General features: G+C 56.9%; 12 protein-coding genes. 9 read left to right on the top strand and 3 right to left on the bottom strand.

All coding sequences use genetic code 11. From position 1 onward, the window contains the following. Window positions 1–5 precede the first annotated feature (5 nt). Together wzz(fepE) and GVO84_RS18205 are read left to right on the top strand one after the other, a co-directional pair. A complete protein-coding gene (gene wzz(fepE) / locus GVO84_RS18210; RefSeq protein ID WP_159514839.1) occupies window positions 6–1,130 on the top strand; it encodes an LPS O-antigen length regulator Wzz(fepE) in 1,125 nt (374 codons plus the stop codon). A 90-nt stretch (window positions 1,131–1,220) separates the two neighbouring features. After that, window positions 1,221–1,913: an aspartate/glutamate racemase gene (locus GVO84_RS18205; RefSeq protein WP_159515664.1), complete on the top strand. Its 693-nt coding sequence runs from the start codon at window positions 1,221–1,223 to the stop codon at window positions 1,911–1,913. Here GVO84_RS18205 and GVO84_RS18200 read toward each other — a convergent pair. Then, window positions 1,908–2,834, bottom strand: coding sequence for a LysR family transcriptional regulator (locus GVO84_RS18200; RefSeq protein ID WP_121424575.1), 927 nt, complete (start codon window positions 2,832–2,834; stop codon window positions 1,908–1,910). The two genes, GVO84_RS18205 and GVO84_RS18200, sit on opposite strands and share 6 nt — an antisense overlap. Before the next feature lie 121 nt (window positions 2,835–2,955). Here GVO84_RS18200 and lysA point away from each other — a divergent pair, with 121 nt between their 5' ends. Further along, complete coding sequence (gene lysA, locus GVO84_RS18195; protein WP_159514838.1) at window positions 2,956–4,218, top strand: diaminopimelate decarboxylase; 1,263 nt, start codon at window positions 2,956–2,958, stop codon at window positions 4,216–4,218. Here the strand turns inward: lysA and GVO84_RS18190 are convergent. Further along, on the bottom strand, window positions 4,188–5,225 hold the full coding sequence (locus tag GVO84_RS18190) for a LacI family DNA-binding transcriptional regulator (RefSeq protein WP_159514837.1): 1,038 nt from the start codon (window positions 5,223–5,225) through the stop codon (window positions 4,188–4,190). The two genes, lysA and GVO84_RS18190, sit on opposite strands and share 31 nt — an antisense overlap. A 300-nt stretch (window positions 5,226–5,525) precedes the next feature. Between GVO84_RS18190 and GVO84_RS18185 the strand changes: the two genes are divergently transcribed. From GVO84_RS18185 to GVO84_RS18170, 4 genes are all read left to right on the top strand, one after another. Beyond that, window positions 5,526–6,851, top strand: coding sequence for a PTS sugar transporter subunit IIC (locus tag GVO84_RS18185; protein ID WP_024909305.1), 1,326 nt, complete (start codon window positions 5,526–5,528; stop codon window positions 6,849–6,851). Between the two features lie 7 nt (window positions 6,852–6,858). Further along, window positions 6,859–8,286 (top strand): glycoside hydrolase family 1 protein, encoded by a 1,428-nt coding sequence (locus GVO84_RS18180; RefSeq protein ID WP_159515663.1) that lies wholly within the window; start codon window positions 6,859–6,861, stop codon window positions 8,284–8,286. 77 nt (window positions 8,287–8,363) lie between these two features. Then, the gene (locus tag GVO84_RS18175) at window positions 8,364–9,137 is read left to right on the top strand and encodes a GntR family transcriptional regulator (protein WP_024909303.1); all 774 of its coding nucleotides are present in this window, start codon (window positions 8,364–8,366) and stop codon (window positions 9,135–9,137) included. After that, the gene (locus GVO84_RS18170) at window positions 9,134–9,610 is read left to right on the top strand and encodes a GNAT family N-acetyltransferase (RefSeq protein ID WP_159514836.1); all 477 of its coding nucleotides are present in this window, start codon (window positions 9,134–9,136) and stop codon (window positions 9,608–9,610) included. The genes GVO84_RS18175 and GVO84_RS18170 overlap by 4 nt, the downstream gene beginning before the upstream one ends. Here the strand turns inward: GVO84_RS18170 and galR are convergent. Beyond that, on the bottom strand, window positions 9,571–10,587 hold the full coding sequence (gene galR, locus GVO84_RS18165) for an HTH-type transcriptional regulator GalR (protein WP_121424570.1): 1,017 nt from the start codon (window positions 10,585–10,587) through the stop codon (window positions 9,571–9,573). The genes GVO84_RS18170 and galR overlap by 40 nt on opposite strands. A 624-nt stretch (window positions 10,588–11,211) precedes the next feature. Between galR and aas the strand changes: the two genes are divergently transcribed. After that, complete coding sequence (gene aas / locus GVO84_RS18160) at window positions 11,212–13,371, top strand: bifunctional acyl-ACP--phospholipid O-acyltransferase/long-chain-fatty-acid--ACP ligase (RefSeq protein ID WP_159514835.1); 2,160 nt, start codon at window positions 11,212–11,214, stop codon at window positions 13,369–13,371. Further along, window positions 13,364–14,557: a lysophospholipid transporter LplT gene (lplT, locus tag GVO84_RS18155; protein WP_159514834.1), complete on the top strand. Its 1,194-nt coding sequence runs from the start codon at window positions 13,364–13,366 to the stop codon at window positions 14,555–14,557. Before aas ends, lplT begins: the two co-directional genes overlap by 8 nt. The last annotated feature ends 57 nt before the right edge of the window (window positions 14,558–14,614 follow it).

The raw sequence follows: 14,614 nt of genomic DNA, 5'->3' as shown, positions 1-14,614 counted from the left end.
TCACTATGTCAGAAATGGATTTAAAAAAAAGCACGGACCTCGACTTTCCCCGTTATGCCGTCCCGGCTGTAAGCGCAAAAGAGATAGATCTTCTGGGACTGTTTGAGGTCCTTCTGGCGGCGAAAAAACGTATCGTCGCCATTATCTTTACTTGCGCGCTGGTGGGGCTGGCCGTTTCATTTTTACTGCCGCAGAAATGGACCAGTAAAGCGGTGATCACCCCGGCAGAACAGCTGCAGTGGAACCCGCTGCGCCAGATGATGGTGGCGTTACAGGTGCTTGATGTGGACGTGAAGATTACCCGTTCGCAAGTCTTTGACCTGTTTATTAAAAAGTTCCAGTCACAGTCATTGCTCGAAGAGTATATGACAACCTCTCCTTACGTAACGTCGCAGCTGCAGGGCACCGAGGTGGATCCGCTTGAACTGCATCGGGCGATAGTGAACATTTCAGACCGAATGAAGGCGGTGAATAACGCTCAGGGAAAAGAGGCGGATAAAACACCTTACGTTTCATGGACATTGAGCTTCTCTGCGCCGACAGCAGACGATGCGCAAGCCGTCCTGGAAGGATACATCGATTATATTGCGGCTATTGTTGAAAAAGAGACGGTGCAGAATATCCGCAACCAGATTGCCCTGAAAACGAACGTCGTTGAGCAGCAGCTGGAACTGGATCGCGTCCGTCTGACCACTATTCACAATACCAACCTGCAGCGGCTGAATTATTCGCTTGAAGTGGCAAATGCCGCTGGCATAAAGAGGCCGGTTTACAGCAACGGGCAGGCCGTAAAAGATGACCCGGATTACTCCGTTGCCCTCGGAGCGGACGGTATCGCGCAGAAGCTGCAGATAGAAAAAAATCTCAAGGACGTGACCGAGCTGAATTCGGATTTCCAGAACCGGGAATACTATCTGGCGCAGCTGAAAAAGCTCTCCTTTGCCGATGTTAAGCTTGAGCCATTCAGGTACCAGCTTTCTCCCTCCATGCCGGTGAAAAAGGATGGCCCGGGCAAGGCCCTGATTGTCGTTCTGGCGGCGCTCCTGGGAGGACTGTTTGCCTGCGGTAGCGTTTTACTGCGCGAGGCGATGCTCACCCGTACTTCGCCGCCAGAGCCGGTGGCGAAATAAAAACTGCAGTTGAAAAAAGGCGCTGAACAGAGCGCCTTTTTTTATGCGCATCGGTTATGTTAAAAAAGAGACCAAAGATAAGGAGGGATGATGAAAACGATCGGCCTGTTAGGTGGAATGAGCTGGGAATCGACAATCCCTTATTACCGCCTGATTAACGAAGGGGTAAAGCAGCGTCTGGGTGGTCTGCACTCCGCAAGCCTGTTGCTGCACAGCGTTGATTTCCATGAGATCGAAGCCTGCCAGTCGAGCGGCGAGTGGGATAAAGCCGGGGAGATCCTGGCCCAGGCGGCGCTGGGGCTGGAGCGCGCCGGCGCAGAGGGTATCGTGCTCTGTACCAATACCATGCACAAAGTGGCGTCGCATATTGAGGACCGCTGCGCGCTGCCGTTTCTGCATATCGCGGACGCGACCGGGCGGGCGATTGCGGCATCCGGAATGCGCCGCGTAGCGCTTTTGGGTACACGCTACACCATGGAACAGGATTTTTATCGCGGACGTTTGCACAGTGAATTTGGGATCGAAAGCCTGATCCCTGATGAAGACGATCGGGCGCGCATCAATCAGATTATCTTTGACGAGCTCTGCCTCGGTACCTTCAGCGACTCTTCCCGGGCGTATTACGTCAGCGTCATCGATAAACTCGCGCAGCAGGGGGCCGAAGGGGTGATATTCGGCTGCACCGAGATCGGTTTGCTGGTGCCCGTCGAGCGAAGCCCCGTCCCGGTGTTCGATACCACCGCCATCCATGCCGCGGATGCCGTGGCGTTTATGCTTTCATAACGGGTTTTGCAGGTCAGGTAAGCGAAGCGCCACCTGACGCGCGTGCTCCTTTAAGTGTTCGGTGAACGCGTCCACCAGCGCGGAGGCCGGACGGTGCAGCGGGCGGATCAGGCTCACGGTGAACGGGACGGAGACGCTAAAGCGACGGATGACGATCCCGCTTCCGGCATAGTCCAGCGCCGTGAGCGGATTCACCACCGCGACGCCGACGCCTGCACGCACCATCGCGCAAATCGAAGCCGCGCTGTGCGTTTCCACCACCATTCGCCGTTTGACCTGATGCTCGGCAAACAGCGTATCCAGCAGCTGTCTGTAGCTGTCGGTCTGCGACAGGCTAATGTAGTTTTCCCCGTGGAAATCCTCCGGTGTGAGCACCGCCTTACCGGCAAGCCGATGTCCGGCGGGCAGAACGCACACTTCATCTAACGAGAGCAACTCCGTGCGCGCCGTTCCCGCTGGCGTGGAGAGGGTCTCGGTCAGGCCTAAATCATGGCGCTGAGCCGAAAGCCACTCTTCAAGCAGGGGGGATTCCTGAGGCACGATGGTGAGGTTGACCTCCGGGTATCGGGCCAGAAAGGGTTGAAGCAGCATCGGCAAAAAAGATTGCGAAAAGACGGGCAGGCAGACGATCGACAGCTCGCCCTGGCGAAACTCGCGCAGGCTTTCCGCAGCGCTCACTATTCTGTCCAGTCCGTACCAGGAGCGCTGAACTTCCTCGAACAGGCGTAACCCCTGCACCGTTGGGTGAAGCCTGCCCCGGGTGCGTTCGAACAGCTTCAGCCCCAGCACTTTCTCGAAGCGCGCCAGCTCGCGGCTCACCGTCGGCTGCGAGGTATGCAGCATCTGCGCGGCTTCGGTGAGATTGCCGGCGGTCATCACGGCGTGAAAAATCTCGATATGGCGTAAATTGACGGCGGGCATAGGGCACCTGAAAGCAGATTACTATCCATATCATTTTTGCATAGACTCGCGATAAAACGATATTTTTTATTCTCTTCGTGCTGTGGCGTAATCATGAAAACGCATTTATCCGGAGAAGACCATGCCACGCCCGCTGAACCAGACTGATACCGATTTGAACGCCGACAACCTGCTGCGCCTGCCCGCCGAGTTTGGCTGCCCGGTGTGGGTCTACGACGCGCAGATCGTTCGCGAGAAGATCGCCGCCCTGCATCAGTTTGACGTGGTGCGCTTTGCCCAGAAGGCCTGCTCCAATATCCATGTTCTGCGCCTGATGCGTGAGCAGGGCGTGAAGGTCGACTCCGTCTCACTGGGCGAAATCGAGCGTGCGCTGGCGGCCGGATTCGATCCGAAAGCCGACGGCGACGCGATCGTCTTTACCGCCGACGTGATCGACGATGCGACGCTTGCGCGCGTCCACGAGCTGCAGATCCCGGTGAACGCCGGTTCTGTGGATATGCTGGAGCAGCTGGGTCAGGTTTCTCCCGGCCATCGCGTCTGGCTGCGCGTGAATCCGGGCTTTGGTCATGGTCACAGCCAAAAAACCAATACCGGCGGCGAAAACAGCAAGCACGGGATCTGGTATGCCGATATGCCCGCCGCGTTGGAGGTATTACAGCGCTATAGCCTGAAGCTGGTGGGTATTCATATGCACATTGGATCTGGCGTCGATTACGGCCACCTGGAGCAGGTGTGCGGCGCGATGGTGCGCCAGGTTATCGACTTCGGTCAGGATCTGGAGGCGATCTCTGCCGGTGGCGGCCTCTCCATTCCCTATCGCGAAGGCGAAGAGGCGATCGATACCGATCACTATTACGGTCTGTGGAGCGCCGCGCGCGATCAAATTGCCGCGCATCTTGGTCACGCGGTGAAGCTGGAAATTGAGCCGGGTCGTTTCCTGGTGGCGGAAGCCGGTGTGCTGGTTTCGCAGGTGCGCAGCGTGAAAGATATGGGGTCTCGCCACTTCGTATTGATTGACGCAGGCTTTAACGACCTGATGCGTCCGTCCATGTACGGCAGCTATCACCACATTACCGCCCTGGCTGCCGACGGCCGCGACTTAACGCAGGCGCCGCGGGTTGAGACGGTCGTTGCGGGACCGCTGTGCGAATCGGGTGACGTGTTCACTCAGCAGGAAGGCGGCAAAGTGGAGACCCGCGCGCTGCCAGAGGTCAAACCGGGTGATTATCTTGTGCTGCATGATACCGGTGCCTACGGGGCGTCGATGTCATCTAACTACAACAGCCGCCCGCTGCTGCCGGAAGTGCTGTTTGATAACGGCAAGGCACGGCTGATCCGTCGTCGCCAGACCATTCAGGAACTGCTGGCTTTAGAACTCATCTGATGAAAGTACGGCCCCGTTGTGACCGAATCGCGTAAGACCAGCGTGCCGGTAAACGGCGGGATGGCATCGACCGGCTGGTTTTTTGCCAGCCGGATCGCCTGATCGATGGCCGTGACAATCATATTGTCGATGGGCAGATAAACCGACGAGAGCGCAGGCTCCAGCCATTTCGCGCTTGGGGCATCGTCAAAGCCGAACAGTGAAATATCCTGCGGAATTTTAAGCCCCGCCTGGTGTAACGCTTTGGACGCACCCAGCGCCATATCGTCGTTACAGGCAAACAGGGCGCTAAACGGCACGCCGTTGGCAATCAGCTCCTTGCATAGCTCGTATCCCTGCGTCATACCCGCATCACCGTACTTTATTCGACGCTCGTCCAGGCGGATGCCGTGCTTTTCCAGCGCCTTGCGATAGCCCATCAGCCTCGCTTTCCCGGTTGGGGTATGGATCGGAACGGTGATACAGGCGATCTCCCGATGTCCCTGGCCGATCAGGTAATCCACGGCCTTAAACGCGGCATCCTGCTGTTCGAAGAACACACAGCGATCCGGCGCCTGGCTCACTTCACGGTTAATGACCACCAGCGGCGTTTTCACGGTGTCCATCAGTTTGACGATCGCTTTCTCGCTCATGTAGCGCGTGTAAAGCACGATGGCATCGCACTGGCGATCGGCCAGCATCTGCACCGCCTGTTCTTCCTGCTCCGGCGCGTCGTGGCCATCGGTGACGATCAGCTGTTTCCCGTGGGTTTCGGTCTGCCGCGACGCCTGCTGGAGAAGGCGGCCAAAGTAAAAGCCGTCGAAGGTGGAGACGACCAGACCAATGCTGTTGCTGGTCTGGTTAGCCAGCGAGCGCGCGAGAAAGTTTGGGCGATAGCCCAGCTCTTCCATCGCCGCAAACACCTGCTGACGCGTGCTCTCTTTAACCTGACCCGTGCCGTTCAGCACGCGCGATACCGTGGCCTTCGACACGCCCGCACGCAGTGAGACATCCAGCATTGTTGCCATTCTACATTCCTGCTTCCACGTAATGGTCTGCAGTTTAACACAGACCTCACGGCGTATAAGCGATGCGGGAAGCGCAAAAACTCCGCCACGATCACGCTTTTTGGCAACGACCTGACAGCACGGAATTTTCGTCGTTAAGTGGCATGCCAAAATGGTCAAAAATACTCATCTGGAATACCTCTTGCTCCGTTGAGAGCTTAATCACAGAACGGAAAGCCCCATAAAGCTATTTTTGGTATGCCAATAGTATCCGGCTGTACACCTTATTCAATAAAAGCCCTTTTACTGAGGTATTACCCTATGGCATTACAGGAAAAACTGATCGACGCTCTGGGCAGTTTTGCCACCAAATTCAACAGCTATCGCTACATCATGGCGATCAAGTCTGCCTTTATTACCTTAATGCCGGTCATCATCGTTGGGGCATTCTCCGTGCTGATCTCCAACATGGTGTTGGATCCGAAAAACGGCCTGGCGAGCTTCCAGTCGCTGTCGTTTCTCGCCGCGCTAAAGCCGATCACCAGTGCGCTAAATTACGCCACGCTTAACTTCCTCAACATCGGCGCGGTGTTTTTGATTGGCGTGGAGCTGGGACGGATTAACGGGATCAAATCCTTGTTCCCCGGCCTGCTGGCGGTGATCTGCTTCATCTGCGTGACGCCGACCACGGTGGAAATGCTGGTGGACGGCGAAATGCACGTGGTGAAAGACGTGCTGCTGCGCCAGTTCTCCGACACCCGCAGCCTGTTCCTCGGCATGTTTATCGCCATTCTCTCCGTCGAGGTCTACTGCTGGCTGGAAAACCGTAAGGGGCTGAAGATTAAGATGCCGGATACCGTACCGCCTAACGTGGCGGCATCGTTCTCGGCCCTGATCCCGGCGATTATCACCACCACGGCGATTGCCACGTTTGGCTTCGTTTTCCACCAGCTTACCGGCATGTATCTCTACGACGCGGTCTACCAGGTGGTGCAGCAGCCGCTGGAGCGCGTGGTGCAAAGCCTGCCGGGCATTCTGCTGCTGATGTTTGTCGCCCAGCTATTCTGGGTGATTGGAATTCATGGCAACCAGATGATCAAGCCGATCCGCGAGCCGCTGCTGCTGGGGGCGATCACCGTTAACATGAGCGCCTTTGAGCAGGGCAAAGAGGTGCCGAACATCATCACTATGCCGTTCTGGGACGTGTATATGAGCATCGGGGGGTCAGGGCTGACCATCGGCCTGCTGATCGCGGTGATGATCGCCACCAAACGTAAAGAGATGAAGGAGATCGCCAAGCTCTCTATTGGCCCCGGCATTTTCAACATTAACGAGCCGGTGATCTTCGGTATGCCAATCATGCTCAACCCGATCCTTGCCATTCCGTTCATCATTACGCCGCTGGTTACTGGCTCTATCGGTTACTTTGCGACGGTAACCGGTTTTGCCGGCAAAGCCGTCGTGATGGTGCCGTGGACCACACCGCCGCTGATTAACGCCTGGCTTTCCACCGCAGGCTCAATGGGGGCAGTGATAACTCAGCTTATTTGCATTGTCACTGCCGTCATTATCTATCTGCCGTTTGTGAAGATTGCCTCACGCCGTGCGGATCAGGCCGCGCTGCAGCAAGCTACCGATAACGCCTGAGGTGATGATGAGCATAAAAAAGATAACCCTGCCGCAGGATTTTATTCTCGGCGCAGCGGCGTCAGCCTGGCAAACCGAAGGCTGGAGCGGCAAAAAACCGGGCCAGGATTCGTGGATCGATCTCTGGTACAAAAACGATCGTCACGTCTGGCACAACGGCTATGGGCCGGCGGTGGCGACCGATTTTATCAACCGCTTCCGCGAAGATGTAGCCCTGATGAAGCAGGCGGGGCTGACGCACTACCGGACCTCGATAAACTGGTCACGGTTTTTGACCGACTATGAAGACGTGACGATAGATGAGGAGTACGCCGCGTATTACGCCGCCCTGTTCGATGAAATGCACCGCCAGGGTATTGAACCGATGATCTGCCTGGAGCATTACGAGCTTCCAGGCGTGCTGCTTGAGAAATACGGCGGCTGGGCGTCGAAGCACGTGGTTGAACTGTTTGTCCGCTACGCGGAAAAGGTGTTTGAACGCTTTCACGGCAGCGTCACCCGCTGGTTTACCTTCAATGAGCCGATTGTGGTGCAGACCCGCGTTTATCTGGATGCGCTGCGCTGGCCGTACGAGCAGAACACCGGCACCTGGATGCAGTGGAATCACCACAAGGTGCTGGCGACGGCGAAGGTTGTGAAGCTGTTTCGGGAGAAAGGGTATGACGGTTCCGTAGGCTGTATTCTCAACCCGGAAGTAACCTATCCGCGGTCGCGTGCGCCGCACGACGTGCGGGCGGCGGAGATGTACGATCTCTTCTACAACCGTGTCTTTCTCGACCCGCTGGTGCACGGGCGCTATCCGCAGGCGCTCTTTACCCTGCTGGAGCAGCACCAGGTGCCGTGGACCTATACGGATGACGAACTGGCGCTGATTGCCGACAACACCGTCGACGAATTAGGGATCAACCTCTACTACCCGCACCGGGTGAAAGCGCCTTCCCGCGCCTGGCATCCGGAGACCCCGTTTCACCCGGCGTACTACTACGAGCCGTTTGAACTCCCGGGGCGACGGATGAACAGATCCCGCGGCTGGGAGATTTATCCGTGCATTATCTACGACATGGCGATGCGAATTAAAAAGGAGTACCGCAATATCGACTGGTTCGTGGCGGAAAGCGGAATGGGCGTTGAAAACGAAGCGCAGTTCCGCAGCCGTGACGGCGTTATCGAAGATACGTACCGGATCGATTTTATCAGCGAGCACCTCTACTACACGCTGCTGGCGCGCGAGGAGGGGGCGAACTGCCACGGCTATATGCTCTGGGCCTTTACCGACAACGTCTCGCCGATGAACGCCTTCAAAAATCGCTATGGTCTGATTGAGATTGATCTGGAGGATAACCGCGCCCGGCGCGCCAAAAAATCGGCATCCTGGTTCCGTCAGCTGCGCGATGAGCGCGTCCTGACGCTCAGCGTTGACGATGAATGGAAGTAAGCGTTCTGATAAAATAGCGTACAAACTGGCCGGGAGGACGCCCGGCCTGCGCATTAACTGAAAAAACAGGTGAAAACGTGGATAAGGCTGTCATCCTGCCGGAAAAAAAACAGTACCAGGAAATTGGCGAGGATTTACGGGCGCAAATTATCCAGGGGCATTATCCCGTTGGGTCGCGCCTGCCGCCGGAGCGCAACATTGCCGAGACCTATGGCGTAAGCCGCACTATCGTGCGCGAGGCGCTGCTGATGCTGGAGCTGCAGGGCACGGTGGATATCCGTCAGGGCTCGGGTGTTTACGTCATGCGCATCCCCGACGAACATGAAAATGAGGAAGAGCGTTTCCTTAACAGCGACGTGGGCCCGTTTGAGATTTTGCAGGCTCGCCAGCTGCTCGAAAGCAACATCGCAGCCTTTGCCGCCAAAATGGCGACGCGGGCGGATATCGATAATCTGCGCCGCATCATCGAGCAGGAGCAGCGCGCCATTGCCGCGGACGACAACAGCCAGGACAACAACAAGATGTTCCACCTGGTGCTGGCGGGCGCAACGCAAAATCAGATGCTGCTGGCAACAGTGGAAAGTATCTGGCACCACATGGACAGCAGCCCGCTGTGGCAGCAGTTTAACGTCCATATTGCCAGTCGTGCGTATCGCCTGAAGTGGCTCGGCGACCGGCAAACCATTCTTGCTGCCCTGCGCCGTCGCGACGTGATGGGGGCCTGGCAGGCCATGTTCCAGCATCTGGAAAATGTGAAAAAAAGTTTGCTGGAGCTGTCTGATGAAGATGCGCCGGATTTCGACGGTTATCTGTTTGAGTCAGTTCCTCTTTTTCAGGGGAAACTGATATGAAGATCCTCCCGCTGTACGCCGCGCCGCAGTTTGCGGAGCAGGTGATCGACTGGATCTGGCAGGCCTTCGGTGACGGCCTGCCGCGTGAATTTTTCCAGAGCGTTATCGATCACAGCCAGACGCCTGAAGCGCTGCCGATAACGTTTATTGCCGTTGAGGATGAACGGCTTCTGGGCACCGTCGGATTATGGCGCTGCGATCTCATCACGCGTCAGGATCTTTATCCCTGGCTGGCGGCGCTGTACGTGGATGAGGCGGCGCGAGGAAAAGGACTCGCGGGGAAGCTTCAGGAGCATGTTATTGCGTATGCCGCGCAGGCCGGGTACACCGAGCTGCATCTGTGGTCTGCCTGCCGCGACTTCTACGAACGTTACGGCTGGCAGTATATCGGTGATGGGCTGGAATACCCCAACACGCGGGTTCACCTCTACCGTTATTCGCTTTGCGCTTCCGCAAGAGAGGCAACGGAGTGACGGCGAACCAGCGTAGGGCTAAACAGATGCGTAATATCCGGCGGCTGGCGCTGTTCAGCCAGCGCTAACGCCAGCTCGGCGGCCTGCGTTGCCATGGTGATAATCGGGTAGCGCACGGTGGTCAGACGCGGGCGCACGTAGCGAGAGACCAGCACGTCATCGAAGCCAATCAGCGAAATTTCTGCCGGTACCTCAATCCCGTTGTCATTCAACACCCCCATTGCCCCTGCGGCCATCGAGTCGTTATAGCTGGCAACCGCCGTGAAATTCCGTCCGCGACCCAGCAGCTCGGTCATGGCCTGTTCACCGCCGCTTTCATCCGGTTCACCGTAGGCCACCAGGCGATCGTTACACGGCAGTCCGTTTTCGCGCAGAGCATCGTAGTAGCCCTGCAGGCGGTCTTCTGCATCAGAAATAGGGTGATTGGAACAGAGATAGCCAATCCGGGTGTGGCCCTGCTGAATCAGATGACGCGTCGCAAGCCACGCGCCGTAGCGGTCGTCGAGCGCCACGCAGCGTTTTTCAAATCCGGGAATTATGCGGTTGATGATGACCATCCCGGGGATCTGCTTCATCAGATGAATCAGTTCGGCATCCGGGATCATTTTGGCGTGAACCACCAGCGCCGCACAGCGGTGGCGGATCAGCTGCTCAATAGCCTGGCGTTCTTTTTGTTCATTATGATAGCCATTGCCGATCAGCAAAAAATTGCCTGTCTGATAAGAAACCTGTTCAACGGCTTTCACCATCGCGCCGAAAAAGGGATCGGAGACATCTCCCACCACCAGACCAATGGTTTCTGTGGACTGCTGGGCGAGCGCGCGGGCATTGGCATTAGGATGATAATTCAGGGATTCCATGGCGGTTTGTACCGCCTGGCGCGATGCGTCACTGGCTTTCGGTGAGTCGTTAATCACGCGGGAGACGGTTGCCACCGACACTCCTGCCAGACGGGCCACATCCTTTATTGTCGCCATTCATTACCTTCTTATTGGGGGTAAGCGTTTACACACCAATTAGTGTTGCGGAAAAGCGGCGCGCATTCAAGGGGAGCGGATTTCCGCTCTCCACAAACGTGACGCAGGACAACCCTGGCGGTGTAATCGTTACACGCGCAGTCATGTCTGAAGAATGTCAATCTGAACCTTTGGTTACACTTTGCCTCAGGCTGTTGCGATTGTCCGATGGCGGTGACGTCAAAGAGGTTGATACAGTCGAGATCCCAGAGGTATTGATAGGTGGAATCAACTCCGGTTGATTAACACGCTTTACACCAACCTGCGTTTTTACGCAGGTTTTTTTTTGCCTGACAGTTCAACCTGTAACAGCAACAGAGAATATTCACACCTGGTTGCACTTCGGCTCATTCCCTTGCGTTTTCCTGCTGGCGAAGCGCAGGGTGAACGGCCAGAATCAAGATCCCAGAGGTATTGATTGGTGAGAATTCTTAGTACGGTTTCGTACTCATCTCTTGCACCAACCTGCGCGGATGCGCAGGTTTTTTTTCGCCTCCACTTTTGCTGTCGCTCCCGTATCACTTCTCGTGTAATCTGCCACCATTTACTATCAACCCTCCACACTGGCTGGCAAAGGGAGTTGAGATGCTATTTGGGTTCTTCCGTACACTATTCCGTATTCTCTTTCGCATCCGCGTCACTGGCGATGCCCAGGCGCTTCGCGGCGAACGCGTTCTTATCACACCAAATCATGTTTCCTTTATAGATGGCATCCTGCTGGCGCTGTTTCTGCCCGTGCGCCCGGTGTTTGCGGTCTATACCTCTATTAGCCAGCAGTGGTACATGCGCTGGCTCACGCCGCTGATTGATTTTGTGCCGCTCGATCCGACAAAGCCGATGATGATTAAACATCTGGTGCGTCTGGTCGAGCAGGGACGTCCGGTGGTCATTTTCCCGGAAGGGCGTATTTCAGTGACCGGTTCGCTGATGAAAATCTACGACGGCGCGGGGTTTGTCGCGGCGAAGTCAAAAGCGACCGTGGTGCCGCTGCGCATTGAAGGCGCAGAGCTGAGCCATTTCAGCCGTCTGAAGGGGCGGGTGAAGCAGCGTCTGTTCCCAAAAATCACGCTGCACATTCTGCCGCCAACGTCGTTACCGATGCCGGACGCGCCGCGTGCCCGCGATCGCCGTAAAATCGCCGGAGAAATGCTGCACCAGATTATGATGGAAGCGCGCATGGCCGTGCGTCCGCGCGAAACGCTGTACGAATCTCTCCTTTCCGCGCAGTACCGCTATGGCGCGAAGAAAAACTGCATCGAAGACATCAACTTTACCCCGGATACGTATCGTAAACTGCTGACCAAGACCCTGTTTGTGGGCCGCATTCTTGAGAAGTACAGCAAAAAGGGCGAGAAAATTGGCCTGATGCTGCCTAACGCGGGCATCAGCGCGGCGGTGATTTTTGGTGCGGTTTCCCGGGGGCGCATCCCGGCCATGATGAACTACACGGCGGGCGTGAAAGGGCTGACCAGCGCCATCACCGCGGCCCAGATTAATACCGTCTTTACCTCTCGTCAGTTCCTGGACAAAGGCAAGCTCTGGCATCTTCCCGAGCAGCTCACCCAGGTGCGCTGGGTCTTCCTGGAGGATCTGAAAGCGGACGTCACCACCGGCGACAAGCTGTGGATTTTTGCTCACCTGCTGATGCCGCGTCTGGCCCAGGTCAAACAGCAGCCGGAAGATGACGCGATTATCCTCTTCACGTCGGGATCGGAGGGCAACCCAAAAGGCGTCGTCCACAGCCACAAGAGCATTCTGGCGAACGTTGAGCAGATTAAAAGCATCGCCGACTTTACCGCGGATGACCGTTTTATGTCTGCGCTGCCGCTGTTCCACTCCTTTGGCCTGACGGTGGGGCTGTTTACGCCGCTGCTGACCGGCGCAGAAGTGTTCCTCTATCCAAGCCCGCTGCATTACCGCATTGTGCCGGAGCTGGTGTATGACCGTAACTGCACCGTCCTGTTCGGCACCTCAACGTTCCTCGGCAACTACGCGCGTTTCGCCAATCCGTATGACTTCTATCGCGTGCGGTATGTGGTGGCCGGTGCGGAAAAACTGCAGGAGAGCACGCGTCAGATCTGGCAGGACAAGTTCGGCCTGCGCATTCTCGAAGGCTATGGCGTGACCGAGTGTGCTCCCGTGGTCTCGATTAACGTACCGATGGCGGCGAAGCCGGGTACGGTGGGCCGAATTCTGCCGGGAATGGATGCGCGTCTGCTGGCCGTGCCGGGCATTGAGGACGGTGGCCGTCTGCAGCTGAAAGGGCCAAACGTGATGAACGGTTATCTGCGCGTGGAAAACCCAGGCGTGCTGGAGGTCCCGACGGCGGAAAACGTCAACGGCGAGATTGAAACCGGCTGGTACGACACCGGTGATATTGTCCGTTTTGATGAACAAGGCTTTGTTCAGATTCAGGGACGTGCGAAACGCTTCGCCAAAATCGCCGGTGAAATGGTCTCTCTGGAAATGGTTGAGCAGCTGGCGACGGCCGTGTCCGCAGATAAGATGCATGCGACGGTGGTGAAGAGCGATGCCAGCAAAGGCGAGGCGCTGGTGCTGTTTACGACCGACGGCGAGCTTAAGCGCGACAGGTTACTGAGCTATGCGCGTGAACACGGTATCCCTGAACTGGCAGTGCCGCGCGATATTCGCTTCCTGAAGCAGCTCCCGGTGCTGGGGAGCGGGAAGCCCGATTTCGTGACCCTGAAAGGCATGGTTGAAGAGGCGGAACAGCAAAATGCGTGAGTCAGTACACACTAACACATCGCTCAGATCGAAAGGCATGATGGCCGTTATCGCCGCACAGTTTCTCTCTGCGTTTGGTGATAACGCGCTGCTGTTTGCCACTCTGGCGCTGCTGAAAGCCGAATTTTACCCCGACTGGAGCCAGCCGATCCTGCAGATGGTGTTTGTGGGCGCTTACATTATCTTTGCACCGTTCGTCGGGCAGGTGGCAGACAGCTTCCCTAAAGGCCGGGTGATGATGTTTGCCAACGGTCTCAAGCTGCTGGGTGCCGCCAGCATTTGTTTTGGCTTTAATCCGTTTATTGGCTACACGCTGGTGGGCATTGGTGCCGCCGCTTACTCCCCGGCGAAGTATGGCATTCTCGGCGAGCTGACTACGGGCGATAAGCTGGTGAAAGCCAACGGCCTGATGGAGTCGTCAACCATTGCCGCTATCCTGCTCGGCTCTGTGGCGGGAGGCGTGCTGGCGGACTGGCATGTGCTGGCGGCACTGGGCGTATGCGCGGCGGTGTATGGCGGCGCGGTCGTGGCGAACCTTTTTATTCCCAAACTGCCTGTGGCTCGCCCGGGGCAATCCTGGCGCTTTAAACCGATGACCGGCAGTTTCTTTACCGCCTGTCGCGTGCTGTGGCGTAACGGAGAAACGCGTTTCTCACTGATGGGAACCAGTATGTTCTGGGGCGCGGGCGTCACGCTGCGCTTCCTGCTGGTGCTGTGGGTGCCCGTGGCGCTGGGGATTACTGACAACGCGACGCCGACCTATCTGAATGCGATGGTGGCTATCGGCATTGTGATGGGGGCAGGCGCGGCGGCGAAGCTGGTGACGCTCGAGACGGTAGCACGCTGCATGCCCGCAGGGATCCTGATTGGCGTTGTGGTGCTGATTTTCTCGCTGCAACATGCGTTATTGCCTGCGTATGTCCTCCTCATCCTGATTGGTATTCTGGGCGGTTTCTTCGTGGTGCCGCTGAACGCGTTGCTGCAGGAGCGTGGCAAGCAGACCGTCGGGGCGGGGAATGCTGTCGCCGTACAAAACCTGGGCGAAAACCTGGCGATGCTGCTAATGCTGGGGCTCTACTCGCTGGCGGTGAAAGTTGGCGTGCCGGTGGTGGGGATTGGCGTCGGGTTTGGTGGGCTGTTCGCGCTGGCGATTGCGGGATTGTGGATCTGGCAGCGTCGGCGTTGATATATATAGCCGGGTGGCGGCTTCGCCTTACCCGGCCTACGTTTGCGCACCTGTAGG

The organism is Enterobacter sp. SM3 (assembly GCF_009811935.2).
Lineage (GTDB): Bacteria > Pseudomonadota > Gammaproteobacteria > Enterobacterales > Enterobacteriaceae > Enterobacter > Enterobacter asburiae_D.
Note: the sequence above shows the minus strand (reverse complement) of the source record. Positions and strands in the feature narration are given on the sequence as shown.